Origin of the sequence: Amycolatopsis sp. (genome assembly GCF_035276945.1) — a bacterium.
Lineage (GTDB): Bacteria > Actinomycetota > Actinomycetes > Mycobacteriales > Pseudonocardiaceae > Amycolatopsis_E.
In genome coordinates this window covers 1-18,162 of the sequence record NZ_DATELF010000082.1, presented here as the reverse complement: position 1 = coordinate 18,162, position 18,162 = coordinate 1, and the positions used below count along the sequence as shown (strand labels likewise).

Genomic DNA, 18,162 nt, shown 5'->3' with positions numbered 1-18,162 from the left:
GGCCCACTCCGGTTGACCTGGTGTTTCACCGGATTTCAAGATCTTTTGCGGTCGACCTGTCCATGGCTTTGTCCATTGACAGGCTCTCGGCGGCAACGTGCGGGTGTGCGGCAACTCGCTCCAAGTCCGCGTCTACGCCGGCATCGATCCCGTCACCGGCAAACCGAACTACCTCGCCGAGACCGTCAAGGGCACCGACAAGGCCGCGTACCGACAGGCCAACAAGGTCCTGACGAAACTCCAAGCGCGCGTCGACGAGCAGCGGTCGCCGAGCACCTCGGTGACACTCTCCTATGCCATCGACGAGTGGTTGCGCACGGCCGACATCGAGGACACCACCCGCCACGGCTACCTCGGCTATATCAAGCGCACCATCCGCCCTGTGCTCGGCAATGTGCCGGTCAGCAAGCTCAGCGCCCGGACGCTGGAAACGTTCTATGGCGAACTTCGCCGCTGCCGCGTCCGCTGTGATGGCCGCCCATTCGTCGAGCACAATGCCGAGGGCGAGCACGACTGCAAGAAACTGGAGTGCAAGCCCCATGAGTGCAAGGGCATGGCGTCGTCAAGCGTCCGGCAGGTTCACTCGATCATCAGCGGCGTCCTGAACGCAGCCGTCCGCTGGGAGTGGATCAGCTCGAACCCGGCACGTATCGCCCAGCGGCCGAAGCAGACCCCTCCGCAGCCGGACCCGCCTTCCCCCGCCGATGCCGCTCGCCTCGTCGACAAGGCGTTCACACTGGACGAGGACTGGGGCACGCTCGTCTGGCTCGTCATGACGACCGGCATCCGCCGAGGCGAAGTCTGCGCGCTCCGCTGGGCGCGGGTCGATTTCGACGAAGGCATCGTCGAAATCCGCCGCGCCTACACGAAACTACGCGGCAACGGCAAGGAGAAGGACACCAAGACGCACCAGATGCGCCGCATCGCACTCGACACCGAAACGGTTGTCTTGCTGCGCGAACACAAGGCACGCTGCCAGCAGCGATACCACGACCTCGGCGCCAAGTGGAACGAGAACGCCTACGTCTTCACGAGCGCCCGCAGCGACGACCTGTCAGTCCCGTACTCACCGGACACCATTTCCAGCCGCTACAAGAAGATGGCCGCGAGACTCGGCATCAACACCCACATCCACGCCCTGCGCCACTACTCCACAACCGAACTCCTCACCGCCGGTGTAGACCTCCGCACCGTCGCCGGACGACTCGGTCACGGAGGCGGCGGAGCTACGACCCTGCGCGTGTACGCCGCTTGGGTCGCCGCTGCTGACCGAAAGGCCGCCGAGATCCTTGGCTCCCGGATGCCTAAGCGGTCTCAAGCTCCAAACGGCGGATGGAGCCAGGACTAGACGCAAGGCCGTTTAGTTAGGGATCTTGGGATGTTGTCGCGGAGGCGCGCCGGTGAGGATGTTGATGGTGAGGGTGGCTTTGTAGCTGGTCCGGTTGATGTTGGGTCCTCGGGCTTGGTATTTGGAGATGGCGCGTTTGATGATGCGGGGGCACACCCGTAGCCGTCGGGTGGGCATCAGGTTGGCTAGGACGTGCTGGCCGATGGTGCCGGCTAGGTCGATGACGGTGCTGGCGATCACGTTTGCGGCCTGGGTGACCTGGTCGCGGGCGGTTTGGTAGGCGATGGTGAAGCTGGCGCGGTCCGGATCGATGTCGGGTTGGGTGTTGGTGGCGTCGGTCATGGCAGTACGGAGGAGTTGGTAGGTCACGAGCAGGGCGTAGACCTCTTGCTCGATGCCGGTGGGGGTACGGGCGCGCAGCACCCGGCCACCCAGAATGCTGGATTTCAGCTCCAGGTAGGCGGTTTCGATCTCCCAGCGGTCGTGGTACAGCTGAATCAACTCGCCGGCGGGGTAGCGGTGCGGGTCGAGCAGGGTGGTGGCCAGCCGGTAGACACCGGTCTGTCGTCCCGCCGGGGTGGAGATCGTGATCTCGCACTCGATGACGCGCACCCGCGGCTTCCCCAGCATGGACAGGTACGAGCCGTCGTGGTAGCGGGCCAGGACCGGCATTTTTCGGCCGTTTTTCAGCCGGATGACATCGGCTTCGGTGCCCGCGATCTGGGTGATCAGCTCAGCCGCACCGAAGTTGCGGTCGCCCAGCAGGACCATTCCTGGGCGCAGGCTGCGCAGTAGCTGGGGGGTGTAGGTGGTCTCGCCGGTGGTGGTGGGGCCGAACACGGCGTCGATGACGGTGCGGGTGCCGCAGGCCAGCAGCGCGACCAGCCGGATCTGGGGGTAGCCGGTGCCGCCGTGGTTACCGCGCTGCTTGGTGAACCGGGCCAGCACTCTCGGGCTGTCGGGCACGGTCAGAGTGGTGCCGTCGATCGCGCAGACCAGCAGCCCCCGCCATCGGGTTCCGGGTCCTCGCCGAGTGGCGGCGGGGCCACACAGCAGATCGAACAACCACCGCAGCGGTGCCACCCCGACCCGGTAGCGGGCTTGAGACAGTCCGCCGGCGGTCGGTGTCACCGTGGGGATACCGACCAGCCCGGCGGTGAGTTTGCGCCACACACCCAGGTAGCCGATTTCAGGGAACAAGCAGGCGGCCAGCACCAGATAGACCACAACCCGCGACGGCAGATCCCGCAACCGGGACTGGGTGGTCTTGGTCGCGGCCAACGCCTCATCGACCATCTCAAACGGCAACTGCTGGGTAAGTTCACCAAGATGACCAGGGGCGAAACGGCCCCCAGCCACGGTGATCGTACGCGTGATGACAGACTGAGTATCCAACGGAGTTCCTGTCGAGCATCGATCTTGGTCGACGTTGTTCTAGCAGGAACTCCGTTACCTGTTCCAACAGGCTTGACAGCCGCACCCACCACCAAACTTCACGGCCTTGGGACTAGACGTCCACTCAATCTAGCCTTGGGCGTTGGCTATTATCGAGATCATGGAGAGAAGGTCCGTATCCAGCGCCGACGCCCTGACGATCATCAATCGCGATGAAGATCATTTTTGGGATCACAAAAGCAATAAGTAGTTGGTCGCAAGTTTGACTTGACCAGATTTTCTAACCAATAGTCAAGATAGTCCGCGAGCTTCGTTTGACGCTCTGGGGTAGGGATACCAGCTTGAGCCTTACCTTTGGCTTCGGTCAGCTTCTCATGCACGTCCTGCCGTGTCTTCCCATACACCCGGACTCGTTTACGGTTCCCGCTTGTGGTCAGCAAGTAAGCCGCCGCCTCATACCGCCCATCCTTCCGGCGGTAGATGGTGCCCTCGCCGTTGGCGTGGCGGCCCACTACCAAGGCTCCTCGCCGCGCAGTCGGGCGATCAGCGCGTCTACAGCGTCCCGCGGCACGAGTCGGCGCTTGCCAATCCGGACGCTGGCGAGCTGTTGTGACCGGATGAGCTGGTACAGCTTCCAGTTGCTGACCCGCAGCACGGCGCAGGCTTCTTTGACGGTGTACAGGACCGGCGCCGTGTAGTCGACGATCTCGCCGCCTTCTGGCGCCGCTCGACGCCAGAAGACTCGGCTCCTTGCGGGCGAGACGCGTGCGTTGATTGTGAACATAGTTCACCTCCTTTTAGTTAGGTTTGTGATGGCTTGCCAGCCGAGCTGGCTGGGGGAGGAGGAGTAGTGGAACTCCTCACCCCCGGCTCCGTCACGGAGGGAGACGGGTGACGGAGCCGGGAGCGATGAGGGTCATGCGCCGGGCGTAACCGAGTCCTGTTCGGCGCGATGCTTGCGCAGCAGGCGCTTGATGCTGCTTTCGGAGATGGCGTACTGCTCGGCGAGCTTCCACTTCGGGGTACCGCGCTCGAACGCATCGATCAGGAGGCGAATCTCAGCCGCGCTCAGCCGGTCCACGACTCGGCGCGGTTGCCCGCTTCGGGCGGTCGAACGAACCGAATGGTCGGCGGAAACGCCCCTGTCTTGCGCTCGCTCGATCTGCTGCACCGCTCTGGCCAGGGCGTCTGCGAGGTCCGGCCGTTTCGAGTAAGCGGTAATAAGGTCCACAGTATGTTTTCCCAGTTCAGACGGCCTGCTGATGATCTTCGTCGGTAGGCCGTCGGTGTTTTTCGGGAGCAATGTGGGAGCACGGCCCGCTGACCACATGCCCCGATCCGAAGAGGTCATGCGGCTTCTGGCTCCACAGCGGGGTTTTCGGCCCAGGTCCACCGCGACGATGGCAGCCGGCCGCGAGGGGCCTGCGAACCGAGCCGGACACGACACGGTGGTCCGGCACCCCACGGCTTCTTTATCGCTGGGTTGGCAGGCGGCGAGGTAGTCGGTCCAGCTGGTTTGGGCGAGTTGGGCCCAGGCATAGGCCGTGCCGGGGTGGACGCCGAAAAGGTCGGCCACGATCGGTGGGAGTTCGGCGACTGATTCGATCATGGCGTTGTCGCGGGGGCCGACTTCATCTCGGCTTCGTATATGAATTCGGATTGAGACAAGCACCGGCATTGAGTTCGGGCCTCGGGAACGCTTCAGGTCACGTTGCGGTCGTGCCGTGTCGTCGTCAAGATGGGGCGGGGATGACGGTTGTCGATCGAGGGATGCGATGGTGGACGAGGCGCCGCTGCTGTTGTTCGACAGTACGTGCGTGATGTGTTCGCGCGTCGTGCCCTGGATTGTCGGGCACGAGCGGGACCGGTGGTTGCGGTTTGCCGCCCTCCAGTCCGACACGGCCCGTCGCGAGCTGCGGCGGGTCGGCGTTGTGGACGTCGATCTCGAGACGATGTACGTCATCGAGGCCGGGCGGGTGCACACGCGTTCGGATGCCGTCGTCCAGCTTGGTACACATCTGCGCTGGCCTTGGCGAATGGTCACCGCGATCGCCGTCGTGCCGTTCGCGCCGCGGGACCGGTTGTACCGGTTCGTGGCGCGCAACCGGCATCGGTGGTTCGGTTCGCGCTCGGAATGTGCTGTGCCGGCGCCGTCGGTTCGCGAGCGTTTCCTAGCCTGATTGGGTAATTTTGTGTTCGGCGTCCGCGCGTACCGGCCGGCACCCACTATATTTCCTCCCACTGTTGCCGATGTCCGGAGGACACAGATGGAACCGAACGTGCCGGGCGGCGACGACACGGTGCGGCCGATCGGATGTCCGGTCAACATGCTCAAGGACACGTTCGACACCTTCGCCGAGACCGGTCGGCTGCTGTCCGGTGGTGTCGCGCCCGAGGTGCTCCCGGCGTCGATCGGCCGGACGCTGTCCTCGGTCATCGAGGCCAACGGGGTGTTCTTCGAGCAACTCGCCACACTGGCGGCCCGGTTCCAGCCGGACCGGACCACCGCGGCACACCGGGAACAGAGCGCGGGCGCCACGTCAGCCACGGCTCCGGCGGACACGCCTGGTCCGGCTGGCCCGGCCACGGTGCTGTTGCGGGCCGCTCCCGGCACCGAAGCCGTGGCCGCGTTCGCACTGCGGAACCTCCTGCCCAAGGCGACCACCGCGACCGTCCTGCCCACCGCGTTCGTGAACCCGGCCGGCGATCAGGTGCCGGTCGCGCTGCGACTCGAACCGGGCCGCGTCACGCTGGTGCCCGGTGAGGAGATCGTGGTCAAGGTGATGGTGGACGTGCCCGCCGACCTACCGGCCGACCAGCCGTTGCAGGGCGCGATCCACGTGCCCGGCATGACAACGTCGATGGTGCCGGTCATCATTCGCGCCGGATAGTTCCGGAACGACACGAATCGGAGCGAACTCTGCTTGGGGGCGGAATGTCAGAGCTGTTGGACTGTCTCGGGGTGACTCGTGCCTGGCCGCGACGAGCGGTCGCCGCGGCCATCTGGGTGTCGTTCGCGGTCGGCATGGTGGGTATCGCGGCCGTGCAGGCACTGGTCGAACTGGCGTTGGGCGCGTCGACCGTGTCGATCGTGATCGTCGTCGCCCTCGTATGGGTAGCCTGGTCGTTCTGGCACAGCCACTATTTCGGCATGCATCGCAAGGCTTATCTGGCCGCCGGGCTGGAATTTCCGTACCGGCGCGGATTCGTCCGCGACATTTTTCCCGGAATCACGATCGGTTTCAGTCAGATGCTGCGCCCCGCGTGGAACGGGGTGAATCTCAAGGCCGGTCTCTTCCCCACGCCGGCCGACACCGTGGGCGGACTGGTCCTCCAGTTCACCGGCGTCGTCGTGGCCGTCGTGTCCTTCGTCGTGTTCCTCGGCGCGTGGCGGGCGCTGGGCGCGGCACGGGTCGGCTTCGCGGCCGAGTTCCGTGACCCGGCACTGTTCCGGCCGGTGCGGCGCGGGCCGTACCGCCGGGTGCGGCATCCGCTGTTCTGGTCCGGGATCGGCGTGGCCTGGTCGCTGGCACTGGTCACCGGGACGTCGGCCGGTATCGTGATCGCGGCCCTCAACACCGGCTACGGCCTGGTGTACAACGTGTTGGAGGACCGCAGGCTGTGCCTGGTGCTCGGCGATGGGTACGCCCGCTACGCCAGGGAGGTGCCGCGCATCGTCCCGCTGCGCCGGCCGGGGCCGGACCAGCCGACCCCGGTCCGGCCCGACCTGCCAGCCTGAATCGCGATCAGCCGTTGTTCGGGGTGCTCGCGCAGGTGCGCGACACCGCGAAGTGGTCCTGCCACGTGTGGCACGTGTCCGGCTGGTCGACGATATGCCGGACGATCGTGAAGCCACACCCTTCGTCCGCACCGGGCCGCAGGCGAACGGGTACGACGAAATCGGCGCAGCCGCGCACCCAGAGCGTCAGTTCGACCAGCCTGTGATGATGTCCTTCGCCCCGGAACGGCACTCTGATCACCGCGGCCAACTCACCCCTGCTCATCGGGTCGACGGTCACCGTGGACGGCGCGCCCTTGGCCAGCCGGGCGTCCCTGCCGGTGGCCGCGACGATGAACGTGCGGGTGACGAGCGAATTGTTGACGACGTGGAAGCGAACCCGAACCGCCGAATCCGGGCAGATCTCCGCCTCGATCGGCGCCAGTTCACACGGCAGCCAGCAGGGCCGGCACCCGTGCTCGCCGTGGCCACCGGAACAGGCGCCGCCGGAACAGTTGCCACCGGAACAACCGCCCCTGGCCGGCCCGCCGAAGTTCCCACATCCCGCACCGGAAAGACACGGACACAGCAGGTTGCCGAACACGGGCAACCCGCAGGCGAGTTCGCACGCGGTTCCCATGAAGCTCTCGAAAAGGCCGAATCCCGGGTCACGCCGTCGGCGATGGGTGGCTGTCGTGGTCATCGGGTTCCCTTCGACGATGGTCCGTTCCTGCTGTCCACTGGGGTGCCCGGTGGCGTCACCACCGAGACCGGCACCGTCGAGCCCTCGAACAACCACGATCCGTGATAGCTCCGGCCCGCCTGCGCCCGGTCGTCCAGGCTCAGTTCCACGACCGCCTGGGCGATGTCGCCGGGTGCGATCGGTCCGTCCAGGCCCGTGATCCGCAGCCGGGCCCTGCCGCCGTACCGGTCGGCCAGCGCGTCGCCGACCAGTTCGAACCTGCTCTCGCCGGAAGCCCGGGCGCGCAGCGACAGCCCCACCCCGATCGCGTCCTCGACGGCGCCGTCCTCCAACAGCCCGACGGCGTAGGCCAACCGAGGCGTGATCGAGGTGTTCCCGGTGTTCAGGATGGTGACCGCGGTCCGCGCGGTCTCACCCAGCGGGCAGACGAAGGTGGGCGTCGCCGGCTGCACGATGGCCCCCTCCTGCGGTGTCACGTCGACGACCGCGGCGAACTCCGCGTCGCCCGCGGCGACCGTGACCTCGTAGCGGCCGGGTGGTGTCGTCGGGCTGAGCACCAACCGGACCAGGGTCGCCTCGGTGCCGACCGGTGCCGTGAGCACCCGCGCCGTCACGGCCGCCGGTTGCTCCCGCTCCTGCCGTGCCACCACCCGCATCGCCTTGCGGCCGGCGGGATGCACGGGCACGATCGCCTCCAGCGCGTCCGGCGGGCCGGTGAAGACGATGTGCGGGCCCTGCGCCGCGGACGCCATCACTCGTCCACCGGCGGCAGGGCCTCGAGTACGGGCCTGGGCGGCACCGGCGCCGACTCCTCGCACGGATTCGGTGTGAACGGTTCCGTGATGATCTGCGCCTCACCGGTGAGGCGGACGGCGAACAACTCCAGCCCGAGTACCTTCATGCCGACGGTGAAGTCCGCCGGAACGTGCGCGCGCACGCTGGGAATCTGATTGATGGCGACATTGAGTTGCAGCGGTTCGATCTGGATCGGATCGAGTCCGACCTTGATCGGATCGATGCCGAGGTTGATCTTCGGCAGTTCCGTGACCGCGACCGACAGCGGATCCACTCCGATGGAGATCTTCGGCAGCTTGTCGATCGAGATGTCGAAGTTGTTCGGAATGCCGTCGACGGTGACCGGACCGACCGGCCCCTCCACCTTGGCGCGGAACGGTTGCGGGATGTCGACGCTCATACCGGCTCCCCCCCTGATAATTTCGCGGCCAGACCTGGCCGACCTTCGACCTTGTTGTCGACCAAGGATGCCACTACATCGGAATGATCGCATCAGTACGAACGAATACCGTGAGGAGCGTCGACAATTCGGACCGTTCGAGACGGCATCGCGTTGTTCGTCCGCACGCCCGCTCTCCTGCTGCTCGGCTGCGTCGCGGCAGTGGCCTTCGCGGCCACGCTGCTGGTGCGGCCGGCGAAGGGCCCGCGCGTGGTGCGGTGGTACTTCGAGCGTGCCGGCGGTGGCGTGGTCAAGGCGGGACAGCTGCTGGCGACCAGGTACGACCTGCTGCCCGCCGCCTACTGCGAGGAACTCGGCACGCTGCTGGACAGCCTGCGGCCGGTGCCGGTGGCACGAATCCGCGCGACGGTGCAGCGCTGCCTCGGCCGGCCGGTGGACGAACTGTTCGCCGGTTTCGACGACGAGCCGATCGGCACCGCGTCCCTGGCCCAGGTGCACGGGGCCGTGCTGCACAGCGGTACACCGGTCGTGGTCAAGGTGCTCAAACCGGGCGTCCGGCGACTGGTCGCCGTCGACATGTCCTTCCTGCTCGTCGTCGCCGGCGTGCTCGAGTGGTTTCCTCGGTTCGCCGAACTACAGCTGAAGGCGGTGGCCAGGCAGCTGCGGCGGGTCGCCATCGCGGAGCTGGACATGCAGCGGGAAGCCACCAACCTGGCGTTCTTCAACGCGGCCATGACAAAGGACGAACTGCCGCACTCCGCCCCCGCGCCACACCGCCACCTGTGCGGTCCGGACGTGCTGACGATGGACCGGGTGACCGGCGTCAGCGTCCGTAACCTGTTGTCGGCCCTGCACAGCGGCGATCACGACCTGCTCGCTGGGTGGGCCCAGCGGGGCATCACGGCACCCGCGGTAGCCCGGCTGGTATTCCGCTCGGTGATCGAACAGTCGATGCGCCACCGGACCTTCCACGGTGACCCGCACCCGTCGAACCTGATCGTCAGCGACGGCGGCGGGCTGAACTGGATCGACTTCGGGCTGGTCGGCTGGATCGACGAGAAGCAGTGGGCGCTGGAACTGCGGCTGCGCCAGGCGTTCCTGCGCGGCGAGGTGCACGGCGCGTACCTGCTGTTCCTGGAGTCGGTCGGCCCGCTGCCAGCACGTGACCTGCGCGGCTTCGAAGCCGAGATGAAGCAGGCCATCCACGACTACATCGTCGCCGCCCGCGACCCGGACGCGCCCATCAGCAAACGCAGCACCGGCGCGTTCCTGATCAGCACGCTCAGCGCGCTGCGCCGCTACCGCCTGCCGGTGAGCACCGAGGTGATGCAGCTGTACCGGGCGATCCTGATCGCCGACATGGTGATGCTCCGGCTCGACCCGGGCGTGGACTGGCTCGGCGTGATGGACGACTTCCTGGTGGACTTCGTCGCCGAGCGGACCGAGCAGGCGGTGCGTTCCACCGCCGAGGACCCGTCGGCGTTCACGGCGCTGGCGGGCTCGCCCGCCACGCTGCTGGCCGGGCTGGACTGGCTGGACCGCAGGCTGCTGCTCGGGCCGGCCCGGCCGACGCCGGTCGGCACGGCAGCCGACGAACTGGTGCTCAGCTTCGTGCGGCTGGTCCGGTTCGGCGCTTTCGTCGGCGGAGTCGGCACGATCCTGTTCGCGGCGCGCCTGGTGCCACCGCCGGCCAGTGGTCCGTTGGCCGGTCCCGCGGCCTGGACGGTGGCCAACCCCGGCTGGGCGGTGCTGCTGGCGGTGTTCGCCAACCTGGTGCTACGACACTGGTCGAGGAGGTTTCGCCGATGACCGAGCACATCCCCGACGACCTGCCACGCCTGGAGCTGCGCGACGAACCCGACGACCGGCCGGACGCGCAGTGGGTCGGCAACGTCGTCGAACGCGTGGCGGCGGCCGTCGTGGAGGTCAACACGGCCCTGCTGCGACAGGTCGGCCGCGCGGTGCGCCGGCTGGTCACCCGGCCACCCGATCAGCGGTAGCGGATCGGACCGCCGAGCGGCACGGGTTCGGCCGGCAGCCTGGCCACCAGCGCGTCGAGCCAACCGCTGGCCGATGTCCCCGGTTCGGTCATCCGGCGCAACACCACGAGCAGTTCGTCATCCGTGCGAGTGATGCCGACGGTGAGGCCGGCCGGCGGCAGCGCCGGCGGGATGACGACTGGCGACACCCCGGCCGGCAGCCGACCCCGCGCCAGCCCACAGGACTCGCAGGTCGGCGCGTCGTCCCGCCAGAGTTCGGTGACCGTGACGGGCGCCCGCCGGGCCAGCCGACCGAGCACGGCGTCGGAACGGGCCGCGAGCCAGGCGGTCGCCGGCCGGGACAGCCAGGCGTCGAAGGCCAGTTGCTGGCGCCAGAACCGTTGCGCGACAAGGCGTCGGATCGCGGTGTCGCCGGTTTTAATCCAGCCGACCAGCGACAGGTTGCCAGCGCTGCCGGTTCGAGCAAGCAGCGGTTCGTGGCGGCGCAGGTCGACCGTCACGCCGACGCGGACCGGTGACCTCGCCGCGGCCGCACCGGCCACCGTGCCGGTCACCTGGGCGAACCGGGACACGCCTGGCACCGGCGCCGCGCACCAGCGCACCACGGCGAACGCGTCCTGGTCGTCACCCGTCGCCGATGTCGCGACCAGCCGGGTCGCCGGACCGAGCATCGGTGCCACGGCCGCGCCACCCGTTCGAGCGACATCCAGCAGTCCGCTGTCACCCCGCACCAGCGGCCACGCATCGGCCGGCGTCAACGGCTTGGCACCGAACCGGACGCACTGGCAGACCGGGCCGACAGTGGCCAGGCAGTCCAGCACCACCTCCTGGCAGGACCGGGCGTCACCGGCGAGATGACACCACCGAACCACCACGGTCGAACCGGCCGTGACGACGTCGAACGGCCCGATGCGCACGGGATCGCCGTCCAATTCCAGGCGGCCCAACCGCACCGGCGCCCGCCGCGCCCGTTCGATCGCCCGCCCCCGCTCGCCGATCGACGACACCGGCGACGCACTCCCGCCGCGCGCCAACGCATCCCGCACCCGCGTCGCGTCGCTCGCGGTGGCGCACCGCAGCAGCACCGTCACGTCCGTGTCCGCCACGGCGTTGAGGTGCGCCAGAAACAGTTCCGACGCACGTGGCCGGTCCGTCACAGCGTGACCACCGGCAGCCTGCGCGGCGCCGACGTGATCAGCCCGTGCGGCGCGAGATCCGGCCGGCGGCGCACGGTGGTCTCGGCGAGCAGGAACAGCAGCGCCTGCCGGGCGACGGACATGCCGAGCCGGGCGCCGACGCAGTGGTGGAAACCAGCGCCCAGACCGGGGTACTCGTCCGGGTCCAACCGGGTCGGGCCCTCGGTCAGCGGCCGGAACGAACTCGGCAACCCGTTGCGTGCGTCGGACCGCCGGTGGGTGAGCGGCGGCGCGACGACATAGGTGTCCGGCGACGCCGACCGGTAGCCGCCGTCCGCCGCGCACACCCGCCGCACCACGACACCGATCGCGGGCTGGGCTCGCAGCGCCTCCCACAGCAGCACGTCGGCCCGGCCGGCGTCGACGGGGCCGAGTTCGTCGGGCTCGACGGCCGTGATCAGCGCGTGCGCCCAGAGCAGCGTGTGGGCGGGTGGCTCGGTGCCGGCGAACAGGATCGTCGCCAGGTAGCCGACGGCCTCCTGCCGCGCGATGTCGCCGCACGCGACCTGGTCGCGCAGTGCGGTGAGCAGGCCACCGCCGCCCGCGTCCGCGGCCAGCAGGTCGGCCAGGTAGCCGTACCACGGGCCGAGCAGCCTTCTCAGCCGATTGGCCGGCGTGAACGGCAAAGCCGGACCGCCGACCGCGATCAGCGGGCTGGACATGATCTTCGTCCAGCGGTCGAACCAATCCAGAATCCGCCGCACGGTGGCGGAATCGAGGTCCAGGTCCATCACGGTGGCGGCCGTGGTGACCAGGAACAGGGCCCTGGCGAACATCGCCAGGTCGAGTTCCCCGGATCCTCTCCGCCTCGCCAGTTCCACGGCGGCACGCAGGGCCGATTCGAGAACGGACGGTTTCGGGGCGCCGGTGAACCCGGTGCGCACGGCCGCCGTGCGTACCGTGCGGTGCCGCTCCGGTGGCGCGCCCGGCAGTCCGCCCATGCCGTAGTACGCGGCGTGGCCGGCCAGCCCCAGCGGCAGGATGTCGAGATCCGCCCACATCGAATGCGAGCCGATCACGTACTTCGTCCATTCGGGTGACCACCCGATGTGCCACGCGGTCCGGCCGAGCCGAACGGTGATCACGTCGCCGTCACCGAACAACGGCGCCAGATCGACCACGGAACGCCGCAGTCTTCGCGTCACGTCCACCGCGGAAACGGTGTGGGTGCGGAAAACCGCGGGATCATCGCGTCGATGCGGAGCGGGCAGCGTGATTTCCATCAGGCGTTCGGCGGCGCCGACTTGTCGGTGCCCACGTGTGTGGCGACCGACTCGGCCACCACGTCGAATTCGTCGTCCGCCCGTTCGCCGGGCCGCCCGCCGATATCGTCGGTGACATCCCTGACCACGGCGGCCAGGCCGCGGAAGAGGTTGGCGTTCGCGCTGAAGAACGCCCGTACGGTGGTGATCGGGAACGTCGCCGGGTCGCGATCGCGGGCGAGTTCGTCGGCGAAGACGCGGGACGCCCCGGCCAAACTGCGTGCCGTGCCGACAGCGCATTCCGTGGCGACGAGGTCCGGCCGGGCGCAGGCGCGACCGAACGAATTCGAATGATTGTCGGCTTTGGCATTGGTCACGGTGACTGGCTCCTTCGCCGCGTTGTTCGGTGGAATGACATGATACCCGTCATGGCGGATTCCTTGCCGTCCCTCGCGCCGGCAGCGGCGGACCTGGAGCGGGCGCTGGGCTATCTGCGCCGGCAGGACAAGATCGGTTTTCTGACCACCCTCGCGCTCGATCCGGAACCGGCGGCGGCATGGGCGGAGCTCTACCTTCAGGTCAGGGAGTTCGACGAGCGCAGCGAACGCGGTGCCGCCGGTGCGGGCCCGGCCGCGTTCGGCGCGCGGGTGCTGGCACTGCACCCCGAACTCGCACCGATGCTGCGCGAGGGTATGCGCTGGCCGGAGATCGAGCGGGGACTGTACGGCGACCTGGCGCCGCGCTCGGTCACCGACTACTTCGACCTCATGTACTACCGCGGTGTGGTGCCGGTCTACCTGTGTGCCGTGCTCGCCATGCCGGAGGAGGACCGGAAATGGCTGGAGGCGTTCTCGGTCTACCTTGGCTGCGGCGGCCAGCTCATCGACGACGTCCTGGATCTGGCGACCGACATCGGAAACGGGCTGTTCTTCGTCACCGAGGAGGAACTGGACTGGCAGGGGCTCTCACCCGCCGACCTGGGCACGGCGGCGGGCCTGCGCAAGGTCACGGACCTGCGCAACCAGTGGGCGCTGGCCTACCACCTCAAGGCGTACCGGGTGACGAACATGTTCGGCCCGAAGAACCGCCGGCTGGCCAGGACGTTCCTCGGTTTCAGCATGCGGGCGCTGTTGGCCGGGCGAGTGCGGCCACTGCCACCTGACGTGCTGGCCGACCAGGAACGCTTCATGGAGCGGGAATTCGGCATCGTCAGCCACCTGTTCGACGCGCCGATGCCGAGCGAGACGTTCCGGTGGACGGTGGCCAGGCCGTTCGTCAGCCGGATCATCCAGCACTACTCGCTGGTCTCGATCGACGAGGCGACCGCCCGCTACCACTCGTATCCGCGCCCGCTGCCGGCCACGCTGCTGGTGGACACGGTGCACGGCATGCCGTCGGTCGACCTGCCGGCGGTGACCTCGGAGGTGCCCGACGAGCGGCGGCCGATCCGCCTGATGCACTACGGCGCGGAGGGCCTACTGCCCACATTCGTCGACGTACTGCGGGTCATGGCCGGGCTCTGATCTTCCGGTAGGTCCAGCGGGTCGGCGCGAGAATCGGCAGCGCACCGCGGACATCCCGCTGGTAGCGACGGTAGGCGGCGTGCACCTTGCGGCAGCGGGCGTCCTCCAGGATCAGGTACACCGGCAGCACGACGAGGTTGGCCAACGCCATGCCGAGCGGACCGGCATGGAGGAAGAACACCCCGAAACCCAGCGAAACGACAATTCCACCGACGAAAAGCGGATGCCGCAGCCAGCTATAGATCCCGGACGTCACCAACCGCCGTGTGCTTTCCTGGTACTCACCCAGGAACAACGCACGCGCCACCCCGATGACCCGCAACGCGGCACCGATCATGAGCCCGCCGACAGCCGCGAGGACAACGCCCACGGTCACCGGAACCAGCCGCAGCCCGGCCAGTCCGTCGCTGTCCAGCCCGGCCAGCGCCGGTCTGGCCATCTGCGCGAAGTTCCACGAGATACCGGGCGCGATGTGCAGGTAGAAAGCCTGCCGATAGGCGTGCGGCACACCCGCGGCCACGGCCCGCAGATGATGCGCGGGAAACAGGTAACCCAACCAGAGCAGCCAAGGCAACCACAGCAGCGCCTCGACGACCCCCATCCGATCACCGAACGGACGGGCCAGCGCGTAGCCACCGATCGTGAAAGCGGCGGTCAGCACGACGATGTGCCCGATCAGCAGCAGCCGGTAGCACGGCCGCACCGGCCAGCCCAGAGCGATCAACACCTCATCCATCTTTGTTGTCCTTTCCCGCGTCGAGATTATCTGCAAGGCGCCGCGAAGTATTACAGAATCGGACAACACGATCAGGTGGCAACCTCACATTTCATGATCTTTCCGGCGTCCTTGAAATGATCTCGCGGGTCCTGAACGTGGAGGCGTGCTGAGGTAACTGCCGCACGCTGAAGCGGAGCTATGCGGAGGATGAAGGACCTTGCCGCATGCGGGTGCGCCGGACGGTACCTCGCACCGACTCATAGCGCCACGGCCACGGGCAGCCAGTGTATCCCGTTGACCTGCGTGCCGGGCGGACAATGATGTTGGACATGCGGCCATTCAGGGGACAGCGGTGGCCAAAAAGTGTCGCGGTTCGCTGCCACCGCCGTTGTCTGAGTAACAGGCGGTACCTCGTGGTCGGCAGATGATCTAATTACAACGACGCAATTGGTCTATATTGGTGAACCCACATTTCCCCTCATCTGCTTCTTGACTTGTTGACCAAGGAGGGACGAATCTCAGAAGGACGATCAAAACGTCGCTCCGGAGGTGGCCATGTCTCGCGGCGCGGCAGCAAAGAGACGTGGTTCCGGCTGCGAGACCTTCGTGCAAATCGTGCAGAAATTCGGAGCCGAACTCAGGCCCCGCATGCGAGGCGACGGGCGCAAGGAAGATCGCCTACGCGCGCCAGTCAGCAAGCTTATCCAGCGGATCGGCGATCTTTTCGGCATGGCACTGGTCGTGCATGACGAAGTGGTGCTTTCCGAACTGAGGTCCCGGCCCGATCTTGCGGTCGACTCTCCTGGTGGACGCATCGGGTACGTGGAGCTGAAGGCTCCTGGGAAAGGCACCCCGAACAACTGGCGACCGAATGCGCACGACCGTGATCAATGGGAGAAGCTGAAGGCACTACCGAACCTCATCTACACCGATGGGAGTTCCTGGGCGGATCGCGGTAGGGACCGCCCTTGCGGGTGGCCCCCCGCACAGATCCCAGCGTGCGGAATTACCGCACTGGGCTCCTGCCTCGGGTGGTGGCGTCGAAGCGCACGTCGGGGAAGGGGTGTATCACGCGGGCGGGTGGTAGCCATCGGGTCGCGAGGCGGTTCATCCGTGGCCAGGTGAGCCGGGTGCGCTGGCTGCGGCGCCGGAGCGCCTTGTACCAGTGCCGTGTGACCTGGGTGCGGAATGCTTTCACCGCGTCGGTGTTGCCGGGCACGGCGTAGTAGGCGCGGTGTCCTCGCACCACGCTGGCCAGCCATTGCCCTTGCTCGGGGATGGGCTGGTGCCGGCGTCGCTTGAGCTGGTCTTTGACCTCAGCCAGCTTCGCCCGCATCCGTTTCGCGATTGTGACGCGCTTGAGCCAGAACCGCCCGTTCCTGGTCTTTCCGCAGATGTGCGTGAAACCCAGGAAGTCGAACGTCTCCGGTTTGCCCAGACCCCGCTTGCGTCGCTGCCAGGCGGCGTGCCGCCCGAACTCGATCAGCCGGGTCTTGTCGGGATGCAGTTCCAGTCCGAACCTCGCGAACCGCTCGCGAAGCTCGGCCAGGAACCGCCGCGCGTCCTCCTCGTACTCGAAACCCGCGATGAAGTCGTCCGCGAAACGCACGATGATCACATCGCCGTGCACGTAGCGGCTTCTCCACCACTGGGCCCACAGATCGAAGACGTAGTGCAGGTAGACGTTCGCGAGCAACGGCGAAGCCGATGCCCCCTGCGGTGCCCCTTCCTCGGTCTGCGACCATCCCCCATTCTCGATGACCCCTGCGTTCAACCACTTCTGGATGAGCCGCAGGACCCGTTGATCCGCGATCCGGTGCTCAAGAAACTTCGCCAACCAGCGATGATCAAGGTTGGTGAAGAACTCGCGGATGTCCGCGTCGAGCACCCAGTTCACCCTTCTCCGCTTGATCCCGGTCGTCAGCGCATCCAACGCGTGATGCGGGTTGCGCCCCGGCCGGAACCCGTAGGAGAAGCCCAGGAAGTCCACCTCGTAGATGGCGTTCAACACCTCGACGACGGCCCGCTGGACAATCTTGTCCTCCAGCGTGGCAATACCAAGCGGCCGCTGCCGCCCATCCGCCTTCGGGATATACACCCGTCGTGATGGCTTTGCCTGATAGCGCTCCGCGTGCAACCTGGCGTGCAGATCCCGGAGGTTGGCCTCCAACTCCTGCCCATAGGCCACCCACGTCACCCCGTCCACCCCCGGCGCGGCCTTCGGGCGGATCGCCCAATAGGCCTTCCGGAGGCGGTCGACGCCGACATGGTGCAGCAGCGCGGTGAACCGTGTTCCCCTATCTCGTCGTGCTGCCTCGCGCACACGATCCAGCGCAGGTGGCACGCCTGGCCCGGCTCTGTGTCCGGGACGTGCTGCGCTGTCCGTGTTCCCCTTGGCCAGCCCCCTTTCCTCCACCACCTCCGCAGCCGCGTACGCGGCCTTGTTCGGCGGCTTCACCGGTACTACGGGGCTGTCAGACTTCCCGCGATCGTTCATCCCAGGCTTACCGCCTCAGCGTTCCCTGAGCGGCCCGCCCGGACATCACCCCGGCGGGCGATCGCGGGATCTCCCGGTTCTCGTGCATGAAGATTCTGTACATGCCCTGGTTCTCCGACCGCGCGGGGTCCCCTGACGGCTCGCGCATAGCGCCGCCAGCGATGTTGCCTTCCGGCCTGTTTAACGGCGTCGGCACCCCGAACACCTTGATTTCGCGGCTCAATAGCCCGGCCTGCACATACCCCTGTCAACGCTTCGCCGACACCCTCACAGACGCCAACGCATGACTCGGGGCCACCGTGGGTCGCTAGCCCTTCGATGTAGAGCTCTCTCATCTCCTTCTCCATGCCGGTTTATCCCGGCGCTCCAAACATTCAGCGGCTGTGCGGGGTGTGATGGTCGCGGCTTTGGTGTAGCGGGCTGTGACTGCGGGGGCAGGTGCGGTTCCTGAGTTGTCGGCGTGTCGTTGGTGATCTTTCGGTTCAAAGCTGCTGTGATCTTGGGGTGCTCGTGCCTGAGGAGTTGACTCGCGATGAGCTGATCGGGCTCGTGGTTGAGCGGGATGCGCGGGTCGCGGCGCAGGACGAGCAGATCGTGGCCCGGGATCGTCAGATCGCGTTGATGGCGTCTCAGATCTCGGAGTTGGTCGAGGTCAACGAGTCGCTGG

19 protein-coding genes are annotated in these 18,162 nt (G+C 67.3%); 7 read left to right on the top strand and 12 right to left on the bottom strand.

The features are described from left to right. The first annotated feature begins 97 nt into the window (after nt 1-97). A complete protein-coding gene (locus VJT49_RS13970) occupies nt 98-1,348 on the top strand; it encodes a tyrosine-type recombinase/integrase (protein ID WP_324165220.1) in 1,251 nt (416 codons plus the stop codon). Nucleotides 1,349-1,360: 12 nt separating this feature from the next. Here the strand turns inward: VJT49_RS13970 and VJT49_RS13965 are convergent, their stop codons facing one another. The 4 genes from VJT49_RS13965 to VJT49_RS13950 all read right to left on the bottom strand — a co-directional run bounded on the left by VJT49_RS13965 (nt 1,361) and on the right by VJT49_RS13950 (nt 4,352). After that, nucleotides 1,361-2,707, bottom strand: a complete 1,347-nt coding sequence (locus tag VJT49_RS13965) for an IS4 family transposase (RefSeq protein ID WP_324165219.1) — start codon at nt 2,705-2,707, stop codon at nt 1,361-1,363. 239 nt (nt 2,708-2,946) lie between these two features. After that, a complete protein-coding gene (locus tag VJT49_RS13960) occupies nt 2,947-3,255 on the bottom strand; it encodes a hypothetical protein (RefSeq protein WP_324165218.1) in 309 nt (102 codons plus the stop codon). Further along, on the bottom strand, nt 3,255-3,527 hold the full coding sequence (locus VJT49_RS13955; protein WP_324165217.1) for a helix-turn-helix domain-containing protein: 273 nt from the start codon (nt 3,525-3,527) through the stop codon (nt 3,255-3,257). Before VJT49_RS13955 ends, VJT49_RS13960 begins: the two co-directional genes overlap by 1 nt. A gap of 132 nt (nt 3,528-3,659) precedes the next feature. Next, on the bottom strand, nt 3,660-4,352 hold the full coding sequence (locus tag VJT49_RS13950) for a hypothetical protein (RefSeq protein ID WP_324165216.1): 693 nt from the start codon (nt 4,350-4,352) through the stop codon (nt 3,660-3,662). Between the two features lie 166 nt (nt 4,353-4,518). On the opposite strand from VJT49_RS13950, the gene VJT49_RS13945 reads away from it, so the two are divergent. From VJT49_RS13945 to VJT49_RS13935, 3 genes are all read left to right on the top strand, one after another. Next, nucleotides 4,519-4,923 carry a thiol-disulfide oxidoreductase DCC family protein gene (locus tag VJT49_RS13945; protein ID WP_324165215.1) on the top strand — a complete coding sequence of 135 codons (405 nt, stop codon included), beginning with the start codon at nt 4,519-4,521 and terminating at the stop codon, nt 4,921-4,923. An 87-nt stretch (nt 4,924-5,010) separates the two neighbouring features. Next, the gene (locus tag VJT49_RS13940) at nt 5,011-5,634 is read left to right on the top strand and encodes a hypothetical protein (protein ID WP_324165214.1); all 624 of its coding nucleotides are present in this window, start codon (nt 5,011-5,013) and stop codon (nt 5,632-5,634) included. A 44-nt stretch (nt 5,635-5,678) separates the two neighbouring features. After that, nucleotides 5,679-6,482, top strand: coding sequence for a methyltransferase family protein (locus VJT49_RS13935; protein ID WP_324165213.1), 804 nt, complete (start codon nt 5,679-5,681; stop codon nt 6,480-6,482). 7 nt (nt 6,483-6,489) lie between these two features. On the opposite strand, the gene VJT49_RS13930 is transcribed toward VJT49_RS13935, so the two are convergent. From VJT49_RS13930 to VJT49_RS13920, 3 genes are read right to left on the bottom strand one after another with little or no spacing between them, the layout of a single operon-like run. Next, on the bottom strand, nt 6,490-7,164 hold the full coding sequence (locus VJT49_RS13930) for a hypothetical protein (RefSeq protein ID WP_324165212.1): 675 nt from the start codon (nt 7,162-7,164) through the stop codon (nt 6,490-6,492). Then, nucleotides 7,161-7,916: a hypothetical protein gene (locus VJT49_RS13925; RefSeq protein WP_324165211.1), complete on the bottom strand. Its 756-nt coding sequence runs from the start codon at nt 7,914-7,916 to the stop codon at nt 7,161-7,163. Before VJT49_RS13925 ends, VJT49_RS13930 begins: the two co-directional genes overlap by 4 nt. Next, a complete protein-coding gene (locus tag VJT49_RS13920) occupies nt 7,916-8,359 on the bottom strand; it encodes a hypothetical protein (protein ID WP_324165210.1) in 444 nt (147 codons plus the stop codon). Before VJT49_RS13920 ends, VJT49_RS13925 begins: the two co-directional genes overlap by 1 nt. Before the next feature lie 153 nt (nt 8,360-8,512). Between VJT49_RS13920 and VJT49_RS13915 the strand changes: the two genes are divergently transcribed. After that, nucleotides 8,513-10,168, top strand: a complete 1,656-nt coding sequence (locus VJT49_RS13915) for an AarF/ABC1/UbiB kinase family protein (protein WP_324165209.1) — start codon at nt 8,513-8,515, stop codon at nt 10,166-10,168. Beyond that, a complete protein-coding gene (locus VJT49_RS13910) occupies nt 10,165-10,359 on the top strand; it encodes a hypothetical protein (protein ID WP_324165208.1) in 195 nt (64 codons plus the stop codon). The genes VJT49_RS13915 and VJT49_RS13910 overlap by 4 nt, the downstream gene beginning before the upstream one ends. Here the strand turns inward: VJT49_RS13910 and VJT49_RS13905 are convergent. The 3 genes from VJT49_RS13905 to VJT49_RS13895 form a co-directional block, all read right to left on the bottom strand. Continuing rightward, nucleotides 10,350-11,516, bottom strand: coding sequence for a hypothetical protein (locus VJT49_RS13905; protein ID WP_324165207.1), 1,167 nt, complete (start codon nt 11,514-11,516; stop codon nt 10,350-10,352). The two genes, VJT49_RS13910 and VJT49_RS13905, sit on opposite strands and share 10 nt — an antisense overlap. Further along, a complete protein-coding gene (locus VJT49_RS13900) occupies nt 11,513-12,706 on the bottom strand; it encodes a hypothetical protein (protein WP_324165206.1) in 1,194 nt (397 codons plus the stop codon). Before VJT49_RS13900 ends, VJT49_RS13905 begins: the two co-directional genes overlap by 4 nt. A 71-nt stretch (nt 12,707-12,777) precedes the next feature. Continuing rightward, nucleotides 12,778-13,134: a hypothetical protein gene (locus VJT49_RS13895; RefSeq protein ID WP_324165205.1), complete on the bottom strand. Its 357-nt coding sequence runs from the start codon at nt 13,132-13,134 to the stop codon at nt 12,778-12,780. A 51-nt stretch (nt 13,135-13,185) separates the two neighbouring features. On the opposite strand from VJT49_RS13895, the gene VJT49_RS13890 reads away from it, so the two are divergent. Then, complete coding sequence (locus VJT49_RS13890; RefSeq protein ID WP_324165204.1) at nt 13,186-14,280, top strand: hypothetical protein; 1,095 nt, start codon at nt 13,186-13,188, stop codon at nt 14,278-14,280. On the opposite strand, the gene VJT49_RS13885 is transcribed toward VJT49_RS13890, so the two are convergent. After that, the gene (locus tag VJT49_RS13885; protein WP_324165203.1) at nt 14,264-15,016 is read right to left on the bottom strand and encodes a methyltransferase family protein; all 753 of its coding nucleotides are present in this window, start codon (nt 15,014-15,016) and stop codon (nt 14,264-14,266) included. The two genes, VJT49_RS13890 and VJT49_RS13885, sit on opposite strands and share 17 nt — an antisense overlap. A 988-nt stretch (nt 15,017-16,004) precedes the next feature. Beyond that, the gene (gene ltrA, locus VJT49_RS13880; RefSeq protein ID WP_324165202.1) at nt 16,005-17,321 is read right to left on the bottom strand and encodes a group II intron reverse transcriptase/maturase; all 1,317 of its coding nucleotides are present in this window, start codon (nt 17,319-17,321) and stop codon (nt 16,005-16,007) included. Between the last annotated feature and the right edge of the window lie 841 nt (nt 17,322-18,162).